Below are 21,631 nucleotides of genomic sequence, written 5' to 3'. Positions count from 1 at the left end.
CGCTCTGCTCTCTTACCACCCGGCGGGCCTCGGGAGACCTGTGACGTGCGCCGGGTTGGTATACCCTTGGAGGGACGAATCCGGACGACAAAAGACCCTACACCTACGGGAAAGCGAATCTTCCATGCGGTTCAGGCAAGAAGAGGTGATACGAAGGACGAGCATGACCGGTCTTCTGGTCTTGGCCTTGGCTGTGCCTTCATCGGTGCCGCTTGCCGCACAGATTCCACCGCCGCCGGAACAGATCCCCGATCCGCTGGTATTTGCGGGTTCCAACGACTACCCGCCCTTTCAGTGGCTCGACAGCAGCGGCGAACCGAAGGGATTCGTGATCGACCTTCAGGATGCCATCGCGCATCAGCCGGGGCTCGAGGCCGAGCACCGGCTGATGGCATGGGACAAGGCTCTCGAAGCCGTCGAGACGGGCGAGGCGGATGTGGTGGCGCTGTTCCATTCCGAGGCGCGAGATAAGCGATTCGACTTCACCTCACCGCTCTATCATGTGGCACACGGCATCTATGCCCCCTCTGCCGACTCGGTTCAGAAGGACCCCGATGACCTCTCCGGTATGCGGGTGGCCCTCGTGGAGGGGGGCTATGCGCAGAATCGCCTGATGGATAACCAGGCCGGTGGCGAGCTGATGCCCCACCAGGACATCCGCAGCGCCCTGCTGGCCGTCTCGCAAGGCCGGGCGGATATTGCCCTCGTCGCCGCCCACACGGCGCGTCATGTCATCGCCGAGGCAGAGCTGGAACTCCACCAGGTGAGCCCGCCCTTCTGGCCCAAGGCCTATGCCTTCGCCGTCAGGCAGGGGCGCGCCGAACTGCATGCCTGGCTCGAGGAGCAGGTGGGTCTACTGCAGGCCAACGGCACCTATTTCGAGATACACGCCGACTGGCTCTCCAAGCTGGAGTGGCAGCCGCCGACCTGGTGGGACCACCTGCGACCGCTGGCCTGGTTGGTACTCCCGCTGCTGCTGCTGGCGGCCGCCGGCTACCTGTGGTCCTGGTCCCTGCGCCGGCAGGTGGCCCGCAAGACTCACCTTCTCTCCCGGGAGCTCGAATCGCGTCGCTCGCTGCAGGGCGAACTTCAGTATCGACTCGAGCACGACATGCTCACCGGGCTGCCCAATCGCAGCGCCTTCATCCGCAAACTCGACGCCTTGATCCAGGCCGAGCCCGATTGGTCGCCCACGGTCGCCAAGATTCAGCTGGTGAATCTGGATCAGTTGATTACTGCCTTCAGCCACTCCGTGGCGCTGGAGTTGCAGAAAGCCTTCGCCGCTCTGCTCGAGGCTCAGGATTTTCGCCTGGTTGGCCACTTCGGTTCCGGGCTCTTCGCCATTGCGTCGAGAAAGCCGCTGGAAGGTCATCTACTCGTCCAGCGCTTGACCGCACCGCTGAACCTCGGCTCGGCCGACCTCGACCCCGTCTACGTGGTCGGCATCGTCAACGAGGCAAGGCTTGAAAAGGATGACGGCGCCGACGAAGTTCTTCGCCGTGCCCTCCTGGCCGTCTCGAAGGCCCGCGAGGAGCAACGCCGCTGGGTGAGCTACAGTGCCGAGCTCGAGCCGGTTCCCGATGACCTGCGGCTCCTTCAGGACTTCCATCGACACGGCACCCGCGACATGTTCCTCGAGTATCAGCCCAAGCTGGATCTGGAGACCGGAGACGTGCAGGCGGTCGAGGCGTTGATCCGCTGGAAGCACCCCACCCTGGGGCTGGTGCCGCCGGGGTGCTTCATTCCCCTGCTGGAACAGGCCGGGCTGACGCACCGGATCACGCGCTGGGTGATCGAGGAGGTCAGTGGCATGTTGAGTCGCACGGGTCTCGCTGCTTCGGGCTTCCAGGTCAGTATCAACCTGGCGCCACAGGACCTCATGGAACCCGATCTGGTCGACTTCATCGCCCGGGCGGTGGCGCCGCCGATGCCGGCCCATTGCCTGTGGCTGGAGATCACCGAGACCGGCTTCATCCGCGACCCCTCGCGCATCCGCGAAGTGCTCCACGCCCTCCGCAAGGTGGGCTACGGCGTCTCGGTGGACGATTTCGGCACCGGTTACTCCTCGCTCTCCTACATGAGCGAGTTCCCCGTCGATGAGGTCAAGCTGGACAGGAGCTTCGTGGGTGACATGCTGGAGGAAGACCGTCATTTCCTCATCGTGCGCTCCACCATCGCCCTTGCCCACGAACTCGGGCTGACGGTGACGGCCGAGGGGGTGGAGGACTGGGAAACCCTTCGCGCTCTCGTGGCCATGAACTGCGACACCATCCAGGGTTACTTCCTCTCCCGGCCGCTGGAGGAGGAGAACCTCCTCGCCTTCCTCGACAAGGATCTGGAGGGCATGCTTTCGGGCGTGACCACTAGCAAGCCGTAAAATCGGCATAGCCGATGTCAGCGGGGCCTGGCGGTGTCTGCGTCGAGGCGCGCGCTATTGACGAATGCAATGCGGAGGAGCTGAAGGATGCATCACGCCCTGGAGGCCCTTTCCGAGCAAGCGCGCGCGAAGCTCAAGAAAGCGTCGCAGCCCGGCTTCGTCGAGCCGATGAAGGCGACACTTGTGCACGAGCCGTTTTCCGACCCCCACTGGATCTACGAGCGCAAGCTCGACGGCGAGCGCTGTCTGCTGCACAAGAAGGGGCGCACGGTGACGCTCTACTCGCGGAACGAGAAGCGGAAAAACCACGTCTACCCCGAGATCGCCGAAGCGATGGGCAGGCTCGACGGAAGCGTTATCCTCGATTCGGAGATCGTGACCTTCGACGGGAAAGTGACCAGTTTCAAACGACTGCAGAAGCGCATCCACCAGAAAGCACCCAGCAAGGCCCTGCTCAGGGAGTTCCCGGTTTACGCCTACGCCTTCGACATCCTCTACCTCGACGGCTACGACCTGACCGACCTTCCCCTGCGAGAGCGCAAGAGGGTCCTGCGAAGGGCGTTCGTGTGGGCGTCGCCCCTGCGCCTCCTGCCGCACCGCAACGAGCAGGGAGAGGCCTACCTGGAGGAAGCCTCGAAGAAGGGCTGGGAAGGCCTGATCGCCAAGGATGCGCGATCCGGCTATGTGCATAAGCGCTCCAGGAGCTGGGTAAAGTTCAAGTGCGAGAACCGTCAGGAAATGGTCATCGCTGGCTACACCGAGCCAGAGGGCGAGCGTGTCGGCTTCGGTGCGCTGCTGCTGGGTTACTACGAAGATGGCGAGCTGCGCTACGCGGGCCGCGTGGGCACCGGCTTCGACGATGCGTTTCTGGCCTCCTTCCACCGCAAGATGCAGCGCCAGGAGCGCAAGACGTCGCCCTATGCCAACTATGCGGAGGAGGACGACGCCATCCACTGGATCACGCCAACCTTCGTCGGCGAGGTGGGGTTTACCGAATGGACACAGGATGGCCGTCTTCGACATCCGCGTTTCCTCGGCCTGCGCGACGACAAGGCCCCCAAAGAGGTCAGGAGGGAGAGCGCCCCATGAAAGCCAACGAGATCGAGATATCCCACCCCGACAAGGTGCTATTCCCCGCGGCGGGCATCACCAAGAGCGACCTGGCCGATTACTACCAGCGAATCGCCAAGCGGTTGCTGCCGTTTGCGGAGGGGCGCCCGCTGACGCTGCGCGCCTTCCCGGAAGGCATCAACGAGGAAGGGTTTTTCAACAAGCATGCGCCCGAGCATTTTCCCGGCTTCATCACACGTATCGAGGTGCCCACTCGCGAATCCGGCAGCAAGGCCGTGCTCATGTCCAGCGCCGATAAAGCGGCCGACCTGGTGTACTTCGCCGGGCAAAACGTGATCGAGATGCACGCGGCGCTGTCGACGAAGACGGATCTCGAGAAGCCGGACCAGCTCATTGTCGACTTCGATCCTTCCGATGACGATTTCGAGAAAGTGCGCAAGGTCGCGCTGGGTTTTAGCGAGTTGCTGGATTCGCTGGGACTCAACGCCTTCTGGAAGACGACGGGCTCGCAGGGGCTGCACGCCCACCTGCCGATTCGCCCCGAGCGGGACTTCGCCACGGTCAAGGAGTGGGCGAAGGCGCTTGCCCGAATGCTGCACGACAAGATGCCCCAGGAAACCACGCTGGAACTGCGCAAGGACAAGCGGGGAAACAAGGTCTTCATCGACGTGCTGCGCAACGAGTACGGACAGACGGCAGTCCTGCCCTATTCGGTGCGCGCCAGGAAAGGCGCCCCAGTCGCAACACCGATCCGGGCGGACGAGCTGGAAGGCGACGACCTCCTCCCGGACCGCTATACCCTGAAGAACATCTTTCAGCGACTTGGCCAGATCGAGGATCCCTGGAGGAACTTCACGCGCCATCGCATCGCGGCGCAGCGGCTGGCGGAGGCTGTCAGCTGAGGAGCATCGCACTTCCTTGCTGCCCAGGCATGCCCACCCGCCATGTCACCCCGTCAAGCGCCTAGAAGACATAGTCGACGCCCACCCAGAGGCTGCGGCCCGGCTCGTTCAGGGGCAGATCCAGGCTCTCCGGATCCTCGGCGAGGAAGGGGTCGCTGGCGCTGCGGTTGCGATTGAGGAAGTCGCTGTAGGTCTTGTCAAGCAGGTTGCTGACGCCGGCGCGCAGGGTCATGGCCTGCCAGCGCCAGGCCGCCTCGGCATCCAGCACCACATACCCCGCCGTGGCGACCTCGCCCGGTCCCAGACGGTCCTGGGCATCGGAGAAGCGAGCCGTGATGCCGGCTTCCCAGGCCTCACGCACATGAAACTGCGATAGCTGGCCACGCAACGGGGCGATATCCGCCAGGGCACCCCCGTCATCGAGGTTGTCACCGCGCACCCAGCTCAGCTGGCCGCGGGTCTCCCAATGGTGGGCCCAGCGCAGGTCGCCGGAAAGCTCCACGCCGTAGAGGGTGGCGTCGATATTGCGATAGACGCTGACGCCCTCCACGGTGTCGCGGAAGATATAGTCATCGACGCGGTCGGCGAAGGCCGCCACTTCGACGCTACCACTGGCCAGTCGCCGCTCCAGCCCCAGATCCAGCTGATGGTGAACCTCGGGGTCGAGGCCGGGATTGCCTACCCAGTCGCCCTTGGCAAAGTAGCGCTCGGTGGCATCGGCGTCGCGCTCGGCACGGCTCAGGCTGGCGTAGAGGGTGTCGGTGTCGTTGAGGCGCTGCTCGCCACGCACAAAGCCCCCCACCAGCCAGGTCTCATGGGCCAGGTCGCCCGCCACGCCATACTCGCGCCGGTAGAGATCAGCCGCCACCACGCCGGTGTCGCTGGCCTGGTCGGCGGCATCGGCGCTGGCCTCGGAGTAGTCCAGTCGCAGGCCACCGCTAAGGATGGTGCGCTCGCCCAGGAAGTGGTCCAGTTCGGCGAACACCCCGGACTGGCGTGTGGTCACGTCGGGCCAGGAAAGAAAAGCCACCTTCTCGGCGGTATCGTTGATGATCTGCGCGTCGCGCCCGTTCTGCAGCACGTTGAGCCCGAACCGCAGGTCGCTGTCGGCCAATTGCGTAACGACCATGCTCTTCCAGGTGAGGGTGTCTGACTCGGTGGGCGAGCGCATCTTCATGGCCATTCCCATTTTCACGGGCGGCTCGCGCAGCGAATAATTATCCATCACATGGTCGATGGTGGTGAACTGCAGGCGATTCTCCACCCGCAGGGTGTCAGAAAAGCCGTGATCGAGCCGGACCCGCAGGGTGTCGTTGTCGCTTTTCGGGGAGTCCATGCCGGCGCCGGCGAACGTGACATCACGTTCGCGCACGCCCTCGTAGCCGAATGCCAGCTCGGTGTCGGCCGTGGGCGCGACGCCCAGGGTCAGGCCGCCGCTAGTGGTCTCGAAGCCGCTGTGAATGCGCCGGCCATCGCCATCCTCGTAATCGTTGGCCTGCTGGCCCTCGCCGAACAGCCGCCAGTAGCCGTTCTGGTTGCCGGCCACCAGGTTGGCGTAGAGGCCAGCCCGTTCGCCATTGTCGTCATAGCTTGCACCCAAACTGCCTTGCCGCTGCACATCGCCACCCACGAAGGCCGGCGCTAGGCGCTCGAAGCGCACGGTGCCACCGCTGCCGCCGGCACCGTGCTGCACGGTGGTCACACCCTTGCTCACCGTCACACGGTCGAAGCTGTGCAGCGGCGCATAGGCAGTGGGCGGGTCCATGCGATTGGGGCAGGCGCCGAACACGTACCCGCCATCCACCAGGATATTCAGCGCGTTGCCCTGCTGGCCGCGGATCACCGGATCGAGGCCGTGCCCGCCCATGCGCACCGCCTCGATGCCGTTGATCCGGCGCAGCCATTCGCCGGCGTCGGCCGCCGGCGCGGGTGACTGGCGCGGGCTGAGCGAGAGCTCACCGGGCACGCCGGCACTCCCCTCGACGACCATGGTGGCGAGGGTCTCGGTCTCGGCCTGCGCAGCACCGCCCCAGGCGGCGGCAATGCAGGCCACCACTGGCAGGCGACGAAGGATTGACGTAGTCATGGTCCCGTACTCTTTCGCATCAGGTTATAAGGCACGGGAATATTAAATCGAGATGAAATGACCCGGAATGGGTCAGGATGCCGCATGGGCATCACGCCGACAGGCAAGCGCCCCTGCGGGGTGCGCTTCAGGAAACAGGGTTGGCAGGCACCCGCAGAGACAAATCCTTCTCGCTCAGCGGCGGGTATCGCCCTGCTCGGCCAGGGCTTCCAGGGCGGGCAGGTCCAGCAGGCTCACCTCACGTCCCTCGATCGCAATCAGACGACGCCGCTGAAAGCGACTCATCAGGCGGCTGACGGTTTCCAGCGCCAATCCCAGAAAGCTGCCGATGTCGGCCCGCGACATGGCCAGCTGGAAGCCGAAGGGGGAATAGCCACGCTCGGCATGGCGGGCGGACATGTCGAGCAGGAAACTGGCCATACGCCGCTCCGCGGTCGCGAAGGAGAGCAGGCAATGCAGGCGCTGATCGCGATGAAGCTCCTGGCTCATGCAGCGATAGAGCGCGCCGCGCAGAGCCGGCAGGCGGTCGCTCAGCGCCTCCAGCGAAGTGAACGGCAGCTCGCAGACGAAGCTGCTCTCCAGCGCCACCACACTGGTCGCATGGATCGCCTCGCCCACCGCATCCAGCCCTGCCACCTCGCTGGGCAGCAGGAAATGCGTCACATGCTCGCGATAGCCACTATCCACTACCACCTGCTTGAAGCTGCCCGAGCGCACCACATAGAGGCTGGTGAAGGGCGTTCCCTGTCGCACCAGGAGCTCACCACGCTTGAGCGGCCGAGGGCGGTCAATGATGGCAGCGAAGCGTTTCAGTTCTTCCGGGCCAAGCCCCAGGGGCAGGCAGTGCGTGCAGAGGCTACAACCTTGACACTGCAGTTGGCCTGTCGGCGGCGACGCCTGATGGGCGGAATGATCGGTCATGATGAACTCCCTGTTCCGGACGTGCGGATCGCTCGTGGATCGGCCCGACGCCTCGGCGCCGAATTCTCCTTGACACTGATCAAGCGTAGTTGAGGAAGCGGCGTGACAAAAAGGCGGCCGTCCTCCTTGCCTTTCATGGGTCTCAGTCTCCCGTGCGGCAACGCCCGATCGCCGCGCAGCGGCATGTAACAGCAAGATGGCAGAGAAGGTTCCTCATCCTTTTGTCGTAAAAACGTCATGTCCGATTGTCAGCTAATCAGGGGATCGTTATGTTGAGCTTTGACGTTAACGTAAACGTTGCTCGTCATGACTTACGCTTACGTCAAAGTCAATACAATAAACGATCTGACTCCTGCAGGAGCAGTCACGCATCGAAAGGAACAGCCAGTGACCCTTCAACAAAACCTCAAGCGGACCACCATCTTCACTGCCAGCGCCCTGGCCCTCGCCGTGGCCAGCGCTTCCCATGCCGTTGATTTCGAAGTGGGTGACACCACGGCCAGCGTCTACGGCTATGCCAAGCTAGATTTTATCTACGACGTGGATGCAGATCTCGGAGAGTTTGTATCTCACGGCAATATCCGGCTCGACGGTGATGACGGTTCTGATGGTCATACGACCATGAATGCACGACAGAGCCGCATTGGCTTCAGCACCGCCACGCCGCTGGAAGGCAGCACCCTGACTACCAAGATCGAAGGCGATTTCTATGGTAGCGGCAACAAGACTTTCCGCCTGCGTCATGCCTACGGCAGCTGGAACGGCATCCTGGCCGGCCAGACCTGGACCAACTTCTACGGCTTTGTCGCTGGCACCCCGGTCATCGACTTCAACAGCACCTTCGGTACCGGCAACCAGTCCCGCCAGGCGCAGCTGCGCTATACGGTAAACAATTTCTCGATTTCGCTGGAGGAGCCCGAGGCACTCGGCAAAAGAGTAACTTTCGACGGTGATGCAGTATCAAAGAGTGCGCTGCCCGATTTGATCGCCCGCTATACTGACACCTCCGGCCCCTTCAAGTACTCCGCCTCCGCAATGGGACGACAGCTCGAAGTCGAGACAGATACCTTTGATGACTCCACCTTGGGCTGGGGCATTGCCCTGGAAGGCGCCATGGACCTCAGCGAGGCCCTGACCCTGCGCGCAGGCGTCACGCATGGTGATGGGATCGGCGGTTATCTGAATGTCAGCCCCATCCAGCCACCGGCTTACATTGATGGTGACGGCGATATTGACACACTCGAAGGCACTGGCGGCACTGTGGGCGCCAGCCTAAAGGCCGGCCCAGGGGCCATCAACGCCGCCTACAGCATCGCTACCGTCGATCTGGATGATGAAACCTACGGCGACGATGACACCAACGAGACTTTCGAGAGCGTGCACCTGAACTATATCTGGTCGCCGGCCCAGCGCATCAGCTACGGCATCGAAACCAGTTGGCACAGCCGTGAAGTCGCGGATGGCCGCGATGGCGACGCCGTCCGCGTCCAGGGCATGGTGATGTACAGCTTCTAAGCTGACCCGTTGGCGGGCCCTGGCCCGCCTTCATGGCGATAGCACCCGACAGCAAAGGCAACTGTATATTCGATCCTTGCGCCCCGGCCTCTCCTCGGCCGGGGTTTTTTCGTTATGCCTGGCCTGCAGAAAGGTTGCCCGGCGTGAACGCTCTCGGCTGTCGCCGCCATCTAGCTGGCCGCGGCTCGTCACAGCTCCACAAGGAATTTCCATCGCCGTGTAAGTGTGAGCAACGCCGCGACACCAAGCATCAGGACCTGACGCCAGGTCTGTTCCATATCAAATGCTCAAGAGGTGTCACCATGAAGATGAAGCTACTGACCGCCGGCCTGCTCACCAGCCTGATGATGGCAGGCTCCGCCCTGGCCATGGATTCTGAAACCATCGAAAAACATATGGACAAGATCAACGATCAATACGTCCAGACCAGCGAGGAGGAAGGCAAGGTCGAGGCACTCGAGGAAAAGGTCGAAGCACTGGAAGAGATGATCCAGATGATCATCGAGGATCAGGAGGCATAACGACCCTCCCTCCCGCATGTCCAGACGACACAAGGCCCCCGGCGCGAGCGCGCCGGGGGCCTTGTGTCATCACAACGGAACTCTGCATCGGAACGCTTACCGGCGATCCAGCTGCTGCACCTTGAGTTCGTAGTTGTTGACGCCCGTCATGGCCGAGCCGAACTTCTGGCCCTGGACGCGAATGCGGTAGCGACCGGGTGCCAGCTTGGTGGTCATGTCGACATCGCCATCGAAGCCTTCACCGGCGCCCTCGGCCACCACGCGACCGTTCTCGTCGAGTACCTCGAGTTCGATGCGGTAGGTATCCTCGTAGCCGGTGGGATAGGTCGAAGTGGTAATGGCCACGGTGCCGCGCTCGGCCATTTCAAACGTCAATACCTCGCCACGCGCGCGAATCTTGACGTCGGTGACGATGGTCTCGAAGCTGCGCGGTGACGCCTCAGGGGCCTGTTCTGCCGGGACGGGCGCCGGCTGGGTAGCAGAGTCGGCGGCGTCACTCGCTCCGCCTTCAGCGGGAGCCGTCGCGGCCGCCGTCCGGTCGGCACCTGCCGCTGCGGTACCCGCCGCCGCTTCCCCGCTCGAGGCGCCAAGGGTCGCCACCTCATCCTGGCCACGCACGAAGACGCTGCGGCTGCTCTCGCGGCCGTTGCCGGTGAAGGCAACCCCCTGGCCGTCGCTGACGCCGTCTTCCAGGCGACGGCCCTGCTCGTCCAGGCCCGAGACGGTGATATAGAAACTATTGCCCGAGCTGCCGCGGGTGCCGAACTTGCGGCCCTCCACGCGCAGCGTGTAGTCCCCCGGCGGCAGACGCTGGCGCATGGCCAGCCCACCGTTCTGACCCAGCGCCTCGCCGCGGGCGATCTCGCGACCCTGGTCGTCCAGCAGCACGGCGGCCACGCGGTAGTCCTCGGAGAAGCCGCCCGGCACCCGGCTCTCAAACAGGTACTGCCCGGTCTCCTTGACCGTGAAATCGTGTTCATGCGGGCGGCCGTAGAGAAAGCTGCGGCTGCGGGCATCGCTCTCGGCCTGCAAAAACCCGGTGAGGTCGAGCGCCTTGCCCTCCTCACGGAAGCGTTCGTGCATTTCGCTGGCCAGCGCCGCCGCACTGCCGAGGGACAGGCCCAGCGCCAGCAGGCTGGCGGTAATCATCGACTGTTTCATGGAACCTCGCATCGGAAATGAAAAAGCCGATCCCGGGGGATCGGCTTTCGGTGTTCCACTTATCCAGCAGGAATGCCCTGCTAGAGAATTTAGAACAGGTAGGTCACGCCGACACCGTAGCCGTTGTCTTCGTCGTTCTCACGGTCGTACCAGGCGGCCTCGGTCCACACATACATGGCATCGGAGATGTTGTAGTTGGCGCCGAGAATGACCTCATTGTAGGTCTCGTCACGATCCTGATCGTCCTGGAGAGTCTCATCCAGCTCGGACAGGAAAGTACCCGCGCCAACATCGACGTACTGATAGGAGGCGTAGATATCGCCCATGCCGTAGCCGTAGCGGGCACCCAGGCCGTAGAAGTTGGTGTCGTCGCCGTCACTGATTTCGGAGTCGAAGCGCTCGAGCTTCAGTGCCACGCGCAGGGTATCGACGGTGTACTGAGCGGTCAGACCGTACTGGTCGCCAACGCTATCGACATCGCCGTTGGTATCGATGAATTGGGTATTATCCATATTGTCGAAGACTGCGGCGATGGAGAATGCCCCAGCGGTGTACTTGGCGCCACCGAAGAAGGAGGCATTGCCGGAATCTTCGAGGTTTTCAATCTCAGCATCGCCCTTGTACTGAGTACCCACGGCGAACTGCATGCCGCTGAAGGAGGGTGAGGTGTAGGTCACCTTATCGGTTTCCCGCATGCCGGTACCACCAGCAGCCAAGGAGGAATCCGAGACATCGAAACGCTCGTTGTTGGTGATCGGATCCTGGATCCAGTCATCAATCAATGCATCATAGGAACCCACGCGAGCATCACCGAAATTACCCTTCAGACCGACATAGGCCTGATCACCGGAATCGCGACCCGCGGTCTTCATCTCGTCGGCCTTGATGTCGTCGAACTCGAGCTTCAGGTAGCCGGTGAGGCCCTCGCTGATGACGTGCTCGGCGGCAAAACCGAAGGTGGTGCCGTTATCGGCGATCTGGTCATCAGAGTCCTGGCTAATGACATTCAGGTCATCATCCAGGACGGCAGCACCTTCAATGTCAGTGTAAGCAATCTGAATGTTGCCGTAGATGTCGAGCTTGGTACCGTCCTGGTTGTAGACGGTGGCGGCCTGGGCGCCGGAAGCGGCCAGGGCACCGGCGATAGCAGTCGCTAACAGTGTCTTTTTCATTGCGATGATTCCTTATTGACTAGCTTGCTGTTTCGATCGTGGCTGCCCGGTCTTGATGAGCGGGTCAGCGGCTTGGCCGGTCTTGGTGCCGGTTCTCGTGCCTGCGGGCTCCCTCCCGGGAGGTGGCAGGTCGCGAGCCAGACCTCGGCTAAGCCTTGTTATAGTCCAATGCTCGCAAGAGGAACTCTATACCGGGATATACGGGAACGCAACAAGAAAAAACACTGTTTTCCTTCCCTGCGAACACCGTTCTCCAACCTGTCCTCCCGCCTTGCGGTTCGGGCGCCATCCCGGCGAGCCCGGCCCCCCTTCCGCCAGCCACGGCGATCCGGCAAGCGAATCAGCCACCTGGCGCGATGAGCAGGTTTATCATGCCGCGCGAATATGACGAGAGCAAGTCAGCCGCTCAACGCTGGTTGTGCTTGGCAAGCAGCGCGGAGAGCTTCTCATCCAGGCTGGCGGGCCCCGGGGTCGGGGCGTCGTCATGCGCGGTGGTAGCGGCCGCGGGGGAGCCTCGGCGCAAGGCGGGGCCGGCCGGCTTGTCGCTGTCCGGGCGCTTGTCGGCCGAAGGGGGTCTGCCCTTGGCGGTATCGCCCTTCCTGGCTCCGCGCTGGCGGGTCGGGGTCCCCCGCTGGCGGCGCTCGGCCTGCAAGCGTTCGAGCTTCTTGCGGGCATGCTCGGCCGCCGCGGTATCCACCCGGCCGGTCGGTTCGCCGGCCAGGTCGAGGCGCTCGGCGCCCTCACGAACCGACTTGAGATAGCGCGGCAGGTTGACGTAGCAGGCCAGCGCACGCCGTACGAGCTTCTCGGGCCAGGGCTCGCGAGCGGAGAGCGCCTCATGAATGCCGACCATCAGCGGCCGGGTATGGCCCTTGAAGAAGGTCGACGGGTAGCGCTGGTACCACTCGTCCAGCAGCGCCTGGGGAGAGGGTGCTTGCTCGGGAGAGAGCTCACCAGGACCCGCCTCCTTGGGCGCGCTCGAATGCGCGGCGGGCTCGGGCGCCGGCGCCGACGGTTCTCTCGCCTCGGCGGTGACAGGCGGCTGGGGAGCGGGGGCGCTGGCGTCGGGTTGCCTGGGCCGATGCCCGATCAGCGCGGAGAGTCCCTGGGCGCGGCGTGCCTGGCGATGGAAGAGCGGCGCACCAGCCTCGACTGGCTCGTGCTCCAGCAGGCGACGGTTGTGGGCCTCGAGCTCGCGGTTCTGCTCGTCGAGCTCGCGATTCTCCTCGGCGAGCTCCAGGCGGGTCGCCTCCAGCTCGACAAGACGCCTCTCGAGTTCGCCGCAGCGCTGCACCAGCGCCGCCCGGCCGGCCTGCTCCTCGCGGACCTCGGCGGCCAGTTCGGCATTGCTCGCCTCCAGCTCGACACGACGGCGCTCCAGCCCGGCCAGCCGCGAGTGCAACGCATCCTGCTGGACGCGGGATTCCCGCAATACGCCCAGCAATGCCGCAGCGCGGTGCTCCAGCTGCTCCAGCAGGCGAGTTGAGCGTTCCTCGATCACGTCCTGGTCCTCCCGTGCGCCTTCCTGGTAGTTGTTCGAACCACAGCCGACGGTAGCCGGCCCTGGCCTCTGCTGATCAGTCTGTGCCAGGCGTGGCGTGGTGACAAATGTCGCAGGCCGGCGACGCCATCAACGGCGATGCCCGTAACATCGCGGCCCTTAATAGCGATGCCCTTAATACCGACGATACTGCACGAAATGATAGGCCGGTTGGCCCTCGGCGGGCTCGCCGGGCACGCGCTGCACCTCCTCCCACTCGGCCATGTCGAGCGCGGGGAAGCGAGCATCGCCCTCCACCTCGACATCGACCTCGGTGAGATAGAGCTGGCTGGCGAAGGGCAGCGCCTGGGCGTAGATCTGCGCGCCGCCCATCACCATGATCTCCTCGACGCCGTCGATAGTAGCCTGCTGATCGGCGAGTCGCAGCGCGGATGCAAGGTCATGGCAGACCCGCACGCCCTCGGGATGAAAGTCGGGGTCGCGGGTCACCACGATATTGAGCCGCCCAGGCAGCGGCCGACCGATCGAGTCGAAGGTCTTGCGCCCCATCACCAGCGGCTTGGCCTGGGTCATGCGCTTGAAGAACCTGAGGTCCTCCGGCAGGTACCAGGGCAGCTGGTTGTCCACGCCGATCACCCGGTTCTTGGCCATTGCGGCGATCATCGCCACAGGCACGAGGGTCTCGTCGGTCATGGCACTGGGCTCGCTCATACCGCCACCTCGGCCTTGATATGGGGATGCGGGTCGTAGCCCTCGATGGCGATATGCTCGAAGCGGAAGGCGAAGAGATCGTCGACGCCGGCGTCGAGCACCAGGCGCGGTGCAGCGCGCGGCGGGCGCGAGAGCTGCTGCTCGGCCTGCTCGAGGTGATTCAAGTAGAGGTGCGCATCGCCCAGGGTGTGCACGAAATCGCCGGGCTCGAGCCCCGAGACCTGGGCGATCATCCGGGTGAGCAGCGCGTAGCTGGCGATATTGAAGGGCACGCCCAGGAAGATGTCGGCGCTGCGCTGGTAGAGCTGGCAGGAGAGCCGCCCCTCGGCGACGTAGAACTGGAACAGGCAGTGGCAAGGCGGCAGCGCCATCTCGTCGACCAGCGCCGGGTTCCAGGCCGAGACGATCAGCCGCCGCGACTGGGGATTGTCGCGGATCTGCTCGAGGAGTTTGGCGATCTGGTCGACGTGGCCTCCACGGGGGTCGGGCCAGCTGCGCCACTGGTAGCCATAGACCGGACCGAGATCGCCGTTCTCGTCGGCCCACTCGTCCCAGATGCGCACCCCGTTCTCCTTGAGATAGGCGATGTTGGTATCGCCGGCCAGGAACCACAGCAGCTCGTGGATGATCGAGCGCAGGTGCAGCTTCTTGGTGGTGACCAGCGGGAAGCCGCGAGAGAGGTCGAAGCGCATCTGATGGCCGAACAGCGAGCGAGTGCCAACGCCGGTGCGATCGTCGCGCTCCACGCCGCGGTCGAGCACCTGGCGCATAAGATCAAGATAGGGTTGTTCCAGTGCGGGCAAGGTATCGTCGGTCACGGCGGTGCCTGGCTGATATAAATTGGGGCGAGAAGTTTACACATCAGACGCCCCCTTACGCCAACCGAAGCGTGGATCACGTGCGCGGGGGCTCATCTGCTCCTTGCTCCTTGCCCCCTTGTCCCTGCCCTTCATTCTTTTACATCCACCGGCTGACGACGCGACCAGGCGATCAGCGCAACACCGGCGACAATCATCGGCAGCGTCAGCAGCATGCCCATGGTCACCCAGCCGAAGGCAATGAAGCCGATATGCGGATCCGGGAGGCGCACGAACTCCACCAGGAAGCGGAAGGCGCCGTAGAGCACGAGGAACAGACCGGAAACCAGCCCGCGGCGCTGCGGCCGGGCCGAGACCCACCACAGCACCACGAAGAGCACGGCTCCCTCCAGCAGCGCCTCGTAGAGGGACGAGGGGTGGCGCGGCTCGGGCCCCATGCCGGGAAAGGGCATGCCCCAGGGCAGCCCGGTGACCCGGCCGGGAAGCTCGTGGTTGATGAAGTTGCCGATGCGCCCCGCCCCCAGGCCGATGGGCACCAGCGGGGCGACGAAGTCGGTCAGGGTAAAGAAAGCCAGCCGCTTCTCCCTGGCGAACCACAGGGCGGCGAGCAGCACCCCCACCAAGCCGCCGTGGAAGCTCATGCCGCCGTCCCAGACGCGTAAGATCCACAGCGGGTCGGCGAGCCACTGGGAGAGGCCATAGAAGAGCGCGTAGCCGAGCCGGCCGCCGACCACCACGCCAATGGCGGCATAGAACAGCAGGTCGCCCACGTCGTCCCGGGTCAGGCCGATGCGCTCGGCCCGCCGGCGCCCCAGCAACCAGGCGGCGACGAAGCCGACGACGTACATCAGGCCATACCAGTGGACCTGGAAGGGACCGAGGGAGATGGCCACGGGGTCGATATCGGGATAGTTCAGCATGCAAGGCCCTTGGGTAACGAGAAGATCAGAGGAGGAACTTGAGGCCCACCGCCGTCAGCAGGGCGGCGAAGGAGAGGCGCAGCGTCCGGGACGAGAGGCGATGGGCCAGCAGCACGCCGAGGCGCGCGAAGGGCACGCTGGCGAGCACGATGCCCAGCAAGGCCGGCAACATCACGAAGCCGGCGGCCCCGGCGGGCAGCAGCGGGTTGCCCCACCCCACCGCCACGAAGGTCGCCGCACCGAACAGCGCGATGGGCAGTCCGCAGGCCGAGGAGGTGCCCACGGCCTGGGTCATGGTGGCCCCGCAGCGCGACAGCCAAGGCACGCTGAGGGTACCGCCGCCGATACCGAAGAGCGCCGAGACGCCACCGATCACCGCACCCGCCACGCCCATCACGGCACGCCCGGGCGCCACGCTACCGGGCCGGGGTCCGCGCCCCAGCGCCATCTTCAGGGCGACCAGGATCACGAACAGGCCGAACAGGGTCCCCAGCCGCCCGCCGGAGAGGCTGCCGGCGACGAAGACCCCGGCGATCGCGCCGAGCATCAGCCCCGGCAGCAGGGCCAGGAACCAGTCGCGGCGGATGCTGCCGCGCCGGTAGTGGCCCCAGGCGGAGGAGGCGCCGGTGACCACGATGGTCGCCAGCGAGGTGCCCACTGCCAGGTGCATGGCGACCTCCGGGGCCACGCCCTGCAGCCCGAAGGCCAGCGTAAGAGCCGGCACGATGATCAGTCCGCCGCCCACGCCGTAGAGCCCGGCCATGGTGCCGGCCAGCGCCCCCAGCACCAGGTAGCCCGTCAGGCTTGCCAGCAGGCTCATGCCGAACCGGGCGCCGAGATGCCGTTCAACCAGCGCCGCACCAGCTCGACCAGTGCCTGGGGGCGATAAGGCTTGGCCAGGTAGTCATCCATGCCGGCCTGCTGAAAGCGCCGGCGATCCACTTCACTGGCGTTGGCGGTCAGTGCCACCAGGATGCTGCGCCGAGGGGCTGAGTCTTCGGCTTCCCGAGCACGCCAGTGCCGACTGGTCTCCATACCGTCCATGCCGGGCATGAAGATGTCCATCAGCACCAGGTCAAACGCCGCACTCTCCAGCCGGGAGAGCGCCTCCTCGCCGCTGGTGGCCGTTTCGACGTCGAACCCCTGGCGTTCCAGCACCTGGCGCGCCAGGGTCAGATTGACCGGGCCATCATCGACAATCAGCACTCGCCCCTTCGCGCCAGCGTGCGGGCGCGCGCCACCCACGACCGCGTCGGAGGACTCGCCGAGATTGTCGAGCAGCACGACCGCATCGGCCAGGCGCTCACGCAGCGCCGGCAGCGCAGCATGGTCTCGGTCGCCGCCGCACTGGCGCAGGGCATCGCTCTCCAGCACCTCGGAGAGAGAGGCCATCAGCGGCCCCAGCGACTGCTGCAGGTGGGAGAGATAGCCGGACTTGAGGCGCGACTCCTCGCGGGCCCGCACCCGGCCGGCCTCCAGACGCTCGAACTCGGCGTGACAGGCCTGAAGGTCACCCGCCAGTCGCCGCTCCGCGGACCGGCTCTCCTCGAGCTCGCGCTGCCAGCCCGCGACCAGCGACTCGCAATCCTCCGCCAGGGTCTGGAGGCGCCGCGGCAGCGGCGGCTTGTCGCCAGGCTGGGGACGATGGTGGCGAGCCAGCCAGGCCTCGATACCGGCCAGGGCATCGTCAACCTCGCGCTGGATGCCGCTCAGACGCTGACGCAGCAGCATCAGAAAGACCGCCACATTCAGGCTGCTGCCCAGCAGCAGCGCCAGCAGCAGCCAGAAGGTGGCGCCCCAGGAGGCGTAGGCGGGCATCATCGACCACAGCATGATGCCGACCACCAGGCAGAGCACCACCAGGGTGGCCTGGGCAAGCAGCACCGGCCAGAGGATGGGCCAGATCAGGCGCGACCAGAGGCGGTCCAGGCGAATGTCGTCCTGCATTGTCATCCCTGTGCAAGCACGATAGTCAACAGAGTGTACGCGGCCAGGCCGAGACTGTCATGACGGCGCCTTCCCCCCCGCCGATAGGGCGGCTAAGCTGGCCCCATGTGCCTGATCGCCTTCGACCATCGCCCCGGCAGCGCCTGCCCGCTGCGCCTGGTGGCCAACCGTGACGAATTTCATGCCCGCCCGGCTGCTCCGCTGGGTGCCTGGGACGATGCCCCCGAGATCGTCGGTGGCCGCGACCTGGAGGCCGGCGGTACCTGGCTGGCCGTGCATCGCCGCGGCCGCGTCGCCGCCGTCACCAACGTACGCGATCCGCGCCTCAAGGTCCCGCCGGGCGCCCCCAGCCGCGGCGCGCTGGTGCGCGAGGCCCTGGAGTGCGACGACCTGCCAGCCTGGCTGGACCGGCTCTCCAACGGGGCCGCGGGCCACTATGCGGGGTTCAACCTGTTAGCCGGTGACGGTGAGCGCTTCTGGCATCTCCACCGGGGGTTCGATGGCATCTGGCTCAGGCAGGTCCCGCCGGGTCTGCACGGGCTTTCCAATGCCAGCCTGAACACCCCCTGGCCCAAGCTGATCGCCGCCCGTCAGGGGCTTGCCGCCAGCCTGCGCCATGGACAATGGCCGGAGGACGCCTTGGCCGTGCTCGGTGACGCCCGCCCCGCCGATGACAGCCAGTTGCCGGAAACCGGCGTGGGGCTGGAGGTGGAACGCCGTCTCTCGCCGCCCTTCATCGTCGGGCGGGACTACGGCACCCGCGCCTCCACCTGGCTGGCCTGGCACGACGACGGGCGAATCGAGCTCGGGGAACGGCGCTTCGGGCCGGAGGGGGTCAGGCTGGGCGAGACCCAGCTTCGCTTGGAGCTGAAAGCTGAAAGCTGAAAGCTGAAAGCTGACAGTAGCCTGATCTTGCCGCCCAAGGCACAAGGCCTTTTCTTCCAGCTTCAGGCTTCCAGGCGCGAAGCGCCGCTCTTTCCGCTTCAAGCTCGAGTCCGGCGAAGCCGAATCAATCGCTGGGCGGCAGCAGATGGGCGAGGTCCCAGTCGCCAAGGCGCTTCGCAAGGTGGCGGCGCACCTCCCCGGGAGAGTCGAGCCTGAGGGTTTCGGCGACCAGCTCGCGGGCGCTGTCGAGGGGCACCCGGCGAATGGCCGCCCTCACCCGCGGCAGGCTCGGAGCGTTCATCGACAGGGCGTCGAAGCCCATGCCCATCAGCAGCAGCGCGCCGGCGGGGTCGCCGGCCATCTCTCCACACACCGAGGTGGGCATGTCCAGTCGCCGCGCATCCTCGGCGAGCCGGGCCATGGCCGAAAGCACGGCGGGGTGGCAAGCATCGTAGAGGTCGGCGACCCGGGGGTTGTTGCGGTCCACGGCCAGCAGATACTGGGTCAGGTCGTTGCTGCCCACCGAGAAGAAGTCGGCCCGCCGGGCCAGGGCATCGAGCTGATAGAGGGTCGCCGGCACCTCCAGCATCACCCCCACCCGGGGCCGATTCACTGGCACCCCCTCCTCGCCGAGTTCAACGATGGCACGCTCGAGCAGGCGCAGCGCATCGTCGACCTCGTCGACATTGGTGACCATCGGCAGCAGCACCTGCAGGTTGTCCAACCCCTGTGAGGCGCGCAGCATGGCGCGCAACTGCACCATCAGCACCTCGGGATGGTCGAGCGTGACGCGGATACCCCGCCAGCCCAGGAAGGGGTTGGCCTCCTCGATGGGAAAGTAGGGCAGGTCCTTGTCGCCGCCGATGTCCAGGGTGCGCATCACCACTGGCAGGGGCGCGAAGCTCTCGAGCTGCTCACGATAGAGCCGGGTCTGTTCCTGCTCGCCGGGGAAGCGCTCGGTGACCATGAAGGGCACCTCGGTGCGATAGAGCCCTACCCCGCCGATCCGCGACTTGAGCGAGGCCACGGCGTCCACCGTCAGGCCAGTGTTGACCATCAGCGGCATGTCGTGGCCATCCGGCGTGCGGCTGGGCAGGTCCTGCTCATGCTCCAGCACCGCCATCAGCGCCCGCTCCTCATCGATCAGGCTCTGATAGTGGCTCTCGAGCTCCGGCCCCGGGCGCACGAAGAGGCGACCGCGATGGCCATCCAGTACCACCCGGTTGCCGCCGAGACGCGGCAGCGGCAGGTCGACCATGCCCGAGACGGTGGGAATCCCCATGGCGCGGGCGACGATGGCCAGATGGGAGGTGCTGGAGCCACGCACCGAGACCAGCCCGGCCAGCTTCTCGCGGGGCACCTCACCGAGCATCGCCACGCTGATCTCATCGCCCACCAGAATGGTGCTGTCGGGATAGACCGACGGGGTCTGGGGTGTCTCCTCCTGCAGGTGGGCCAGCACTCGCCGCCCCAGGTCACGCACGTCGGCCGCCCGCTCGCGCAGGTAGTTGTCGTCGACCCGCTCCAGGTACTGAACGTGGCGACGCACCACGTCGGCCAGGGCGCCGGGCGCCCACTGGCCTTCGCGGATGCGCTTCTCGACCTCCTGAGAGAGCGCCGCCTCACCGAGCATCTGCTGGTAGACGTCGAACAGCGCCAGCTCCTGGGCGGAGATACGGCTGGCCAGGCGCTCGCCGGCGGCGCGGATCTCGTCGCGCACCCGTCCGATGGCCTCCTTGAGACGGGCGATCTCGTACTCCACGTCGGTGGGGATGAGATCGGGCACGCTATTGAGATCCGCCGGCGCGGCGATCACCACCGCCTCGCCGATGGCCATGCCCGGCGAGGCCGCTACGCCGGTGAAGCGCGCCTGCCCCCCCGGCATGCTCGGCCGGTTGAGCCCGCCCGTCGCCAGGGCGTGGGCCAGCACGCCCGCCAGCTGGGCCGCCATGGTGACCAGGAACGCCTCGTCTTCCTCGTCGAAGCGACGCTTGTCGGACTGCTGCACCACCAGTACGCCGAGCATGCGCCGCTGGTGGATGATGGGGACGCCAAGAAAGCTCGAATAGCGCTCCTCGCCGGTGGCCTCGAAGTAGAGGAACTGGGGATGGACGTGGGCGTTTTCGAGGTTCAGCGGTTCCTCGCGCTTGGCCACCAGGCCCACCAGGCCCTCACCGACCTGCAGGCTCACCCGGCCCACGGCCTGGGTTCGCAGGCCAATCGTCTCCATCAGCACCAGCCGATCGATGCTCCGGTCGAAAAGGTAGAAGGAGCATACGTCGGTGCGCATCGCCTTGCGGATGCGGCGCACCATGGTGGCCAGGGCCGCTTCCAGGTTGCGGGCCCCGTTCACCTCCTGAATGATACGTCGCAATACCTCGAGCATCGGCGTCTTCTTTTCCATTGTGGTTGTCTCTCGCCTCGCTGAGGAGTGGCGCGGCCGTCAGGCCTTCGGCTTATCCATGTCCGAGGGCCAGCCGCTGTGCCCGGGGCGACAGCTCGCGCAGGGCGCGGCGGTAGACCTCCCGCTTGAAGGACACCACCTGCCCCAGGGGATACCAGTAGCTGACCCATCGCCAGCCATCGAATTCCGGCTTGCCGGACATGTCCATGCAGATCCGGCTCTCCTGACAGCATATCCTCAGCAGGAACCACTTCTGTTTCTGGCCGATGCATATCGGCCTCGAATGCGTACGAACCATGCGTCTCGGCAGGCGGTAGCGCAGCCAGCCCCGGGTGCAGGCAAGGATCTCGACGTCGTCGGCGGTCAGGCCGATCTCCTCGTGCAGCTCACGAAATAGTGCCTGTTGCGGAGTCTCGTTCGCCTTGATGCCTCCCTGAGGAAACTGCCACGCATTCTGTCCTACCCGACGCGCCCATAGCAGCTGCCCCTGCTCGTTGGCGATGATGATGCCAACATTGGGGCGAAAGCCGTCAGCGTCGATCACGGACTTCACCTTATGAATCCAATATTGAGGCCATTCTTCCACAAGGCCGCAAAGCGCATCAATACGACCAAATTGAAAGCCGCAAAAGCGTCGCGTTCGGCGCCGGCCCGGCACTCGTCGCCCAGGGCCACTTCTGACATAATCGCCGACCTTGTCACGACCTTGAAATGCTCTT

18 protein-coding genes are annotated in these 21,631 nt (G+C 65.2%); 6 read left to right on the top strand and 12 right to left on the bottom strand.

Annotated elements, in window-relative coordinates:
• The first annotated feature begins 163 nt into the window (after positions 1 to 163).
• From FHR95_RS11235 to ligD (FHR95_RS11225), 3 genes are all read left to right on the top strand, one after another.
• Positions 164 to 2,377, top strand: coding sequence for a putative bifunctional diguanylate cyclase/phosphodiesterase (locus FHR95_RS11235; RefSeq protein WP_183314445.1), 2,214 nt, complete (start codon positions 164 to 166; stop codon positions 2,375 to 2,377).
• A gap of 87 nt (positions 2,378 to 2,464) precedes the next feature.
• Entirely contained in the window at positions 2,465 to 3,466 is a 1,002-nt protein-coding gene (gene ligD, locus FHR95_RS11230; RefSeq protein WP_183314444.1) for a non-homologous end-joining DNA ligase, read from the top strand.
• Positions 3,463 to 4,350, top strand: coding sequence for a non-homologous end-joining DNA ligase (gene ligD / locus FHR95_RS11225; RefSeq protein WP_183314443.1), 888 nt, complete (start codon positions 3,463 to 3,465; stop codon positions 4,348 to 4,350). The genes ligD (FHR95_RS11230) and ligD (FHR95_RS11225) overlap by 4 nt, the downstream gene beginning before the upstream one ends.
• A 61-nt stretch (positions 4,351 to 4,411) precedes the next feature.
• Here ligD (FHR95_RS11225) and FHR95_RS11220 read toward each other — a convergent pair whose 3' ends face one another.
• Positions 4,412 to 6,436, bottom strand: a complete 2,025-nt coding sequence (locus FHR95_RS11220) for a TonB-dependent receptor domain-containing protein (protein ID WP_183314442.1) — start codon at positions 6,434 to 6,436, stop codon at positions 4,412 to 4,414.
• A 174-nt stretch (positions 6,437 to 6,610) separates the two neighbouring features.
• Complete coding sequence (locus FHR95_RS11215) at positions 6,611 to 7,357, bottom strand: helix-turn-helix domain-containing protein (protein ID WP_183314441.1); 747 nt, start codon at positions 7,355 to 7,357, stop codon at positions 6,611 to 6,613.
• A 387-nt stretch (positions 7,358 to 7,744) separates the two neighbouring features.
• Here FHR95_RS11215 and FHR95_RS11210 point away from each other — a divergent pair, with 387 nt between their 5' ends.
• Together FHR95_RS11210 and FHR95_RS11205 are read left to right on the top strand one after the other, a co-directional pair.
• Positions 7,745 to 8,872, top strand: coding sequence for a DcaP family trimeric outer membrane transporter (locus FHR95_RS11210; RefSeq protein WP_183314440.1), 1,128 nt, complete (start codon positions 7,745 to 7,747; stop codon positions 8,870 to 8,872).
• A gap of 302 nt (positions 8,873 to 9,174) precedes the next feature.
• Complete coding sequence (locus tag FHR95_RS11205; protein WP_040184842.1) at positions 9,175 to 9,393, top strand: hypothetical protein; 219 nt, start codon at positions 9,175 to 9,177, stop codon at positions 9,391 to 9,393.
• 96 nt (positions 9,394 to 9,489) lie between these two features.
• Here FHR95_RS11205 and FHR95_RS11200 read toward each other — a convergent pair whose 3' ends face one another.
• The 8 genes from FHR95_RS11200 to FHR95_RS11165 form a co-directional block, all read right to left on the bottom strand.
• Positions 9,490 to 10,554, bottom strand: a complete 1,065-nt coding sequence (locus FHR95_RS11200; protein WP_183314439.1) for a hypothetical protein — start codon at positions 10,552 to 10,554, stop codon at positions 9,490 to 9,492.
• A gap of 89 nt (positions 10,555 to 10,643) precedes the next feature.
• Positions 10,644 to 11,726 (bottom strand): porin, encoded by a 1,083-nt coding sequence (locus tag FHR95_RS11195; RefSeq protein ID WP_183314438.1) that lies wholly within the window; start codon positions 11,724 to 11,726, stop codon positions 10,644 to 10,646.
• A 406-nt stretch (positions 11,727 to 12,132) separates the two neighbouring features.
• Positions 12,133 to 13,227 (bottom strand): ProQ/FINO family protein, encoded by a 1,095-nt coding sequence (locus FHR95_RS11190; RefSeq protein WP_343065207.1) that lies wholly within the window; start codon positions 13,225 to 13,227, stop codon positions 12,133 to 12,135.
• 174 nt (positions 13,228 to 13,401) lie between these two features.
• Positions 13,402 to 13,920, bottom strand: coding sequence for a dihydrofolate reductase (locus FHR95_RS11185; RefSeq protein WP_425485294.1), 519 nt, complete (start codon positions 13,918 to 13,920; stop codon positions 13,402 to 13,404).
• A gap of 14 nt (positions 13,921 to 13,934) precedes the next feature.
• The gene (locus FHR95_RS11180; RefSeq protein WP_246378545.1) at positions 13,935 to 14,708 is read right to left on the bottom strand and encodes a thymidylate synthase; all 774 of its coding nucleotides are present in this window, start codon (positions 14,706 to 14,708) and stop codon (positions 13,935 to 13,937) included.
• Between the two features lie 179 nt (positions 14,709 to 14,887).
• Positions 14,888 to 15,676, bottom strand: a complete 789-nt coding sequence (lgt, locus tag FHR95_RS11175; protein ID WP_183314435.1) for a prolipoprotein diacylglyceryl transferase — start codon at positions 15,674 to 15,676, stop codon at positions 14,888 to 14,890.
• A 25-nt stretch (positions 15,677 to 15,701) separates the two neighbouring features.
• Positions 15,702 to 16,496 carry a sulfite exporter TauE/SafE family protein gene (locus tag FHR95_RS11170; RefSeq protein WP_183314434.1) on the bottom strand — a complete coding sequence of 265 codons (795 nt, stop codon included), beginning with the start codon at positions 16,494 to 16,496 and terminating at the stop codon, positions 15,702 to 15,704.
• A complete protein-coding gene (locus FHR95_RS11165) occupies positions 16,493 to 17,623 on the bottom strand; it encodes a response regulator (protein ID WP_183314433.1) in 1,131 nt (376 codons plus the stop codon). The genes FHR95_RS11170 and FHR95_RS11165 overlap by 4 nt, the downstream gene beginning before the upstream one ends.
• Positions 17,624 to 17,728: 105 nt before the next feature.
• Between FHR95_RS11165 and FHR95_RS11160 the strand changes: the two genes are divergently transcribed.
• Positions 17,729 to 18,508 carry an NRDE family protein gene (locus FHR95_RS11160; protein WP_183314432.1) on the top strand — a complete coding sequence of 260 codons (780 nt, stop codon included), beginning with the start codon at positions 17,729 to 17,731 and terminating at the stop codon, positions 18,506 to 18,508.
• A 124-nt stretch (positions 18,509 to 18,632) separates the two neighbouring features.
• Here the strand turns inward: FHR95_RS11160 and ptsP are convergent, their stop codons facing one another.
• Complete coding sequence (gene ptsP / locus FHR95_RS11155; RefSeq protein ID WP_183314529.1) at positions 18,633 to 20,894, bottom strand: phosphoenolpyruvate--protein phosphotransferase; 2,262 nt, start codon at positions 20,892 to 20,894, stop codon at positions 18,633 to 18,635.
• A gap of 70 nt (positions 20,895 to 20,964) precedes the next feature.
• A complete protein-coding gene (locus FHR95_RS11150; protein ID WP_040184820.1) occupies positions 20,965 to 21,456 on the bottom strand; it encodes an RNA pyrophosphohydrolase in 492 nt (163 codons plus the stop codon).
• Positions 21,457 to 21,631: the final 175 nt, after the last annotated feature.

Source organism: Halomonas fontilapidosi (assembly GCF_014192285.1).
Lineage (GTDB): Bacteria > Pseudomonadota > Gammaproteobacteria > Pseudomonadales > Halomonadaceae > Halomonas > Halomonas fontilapidosi.
Note: the sequence above shows the minus strand (reverse complement) of the source record. Positions and strands in the feature narration are given on the sequence as shown.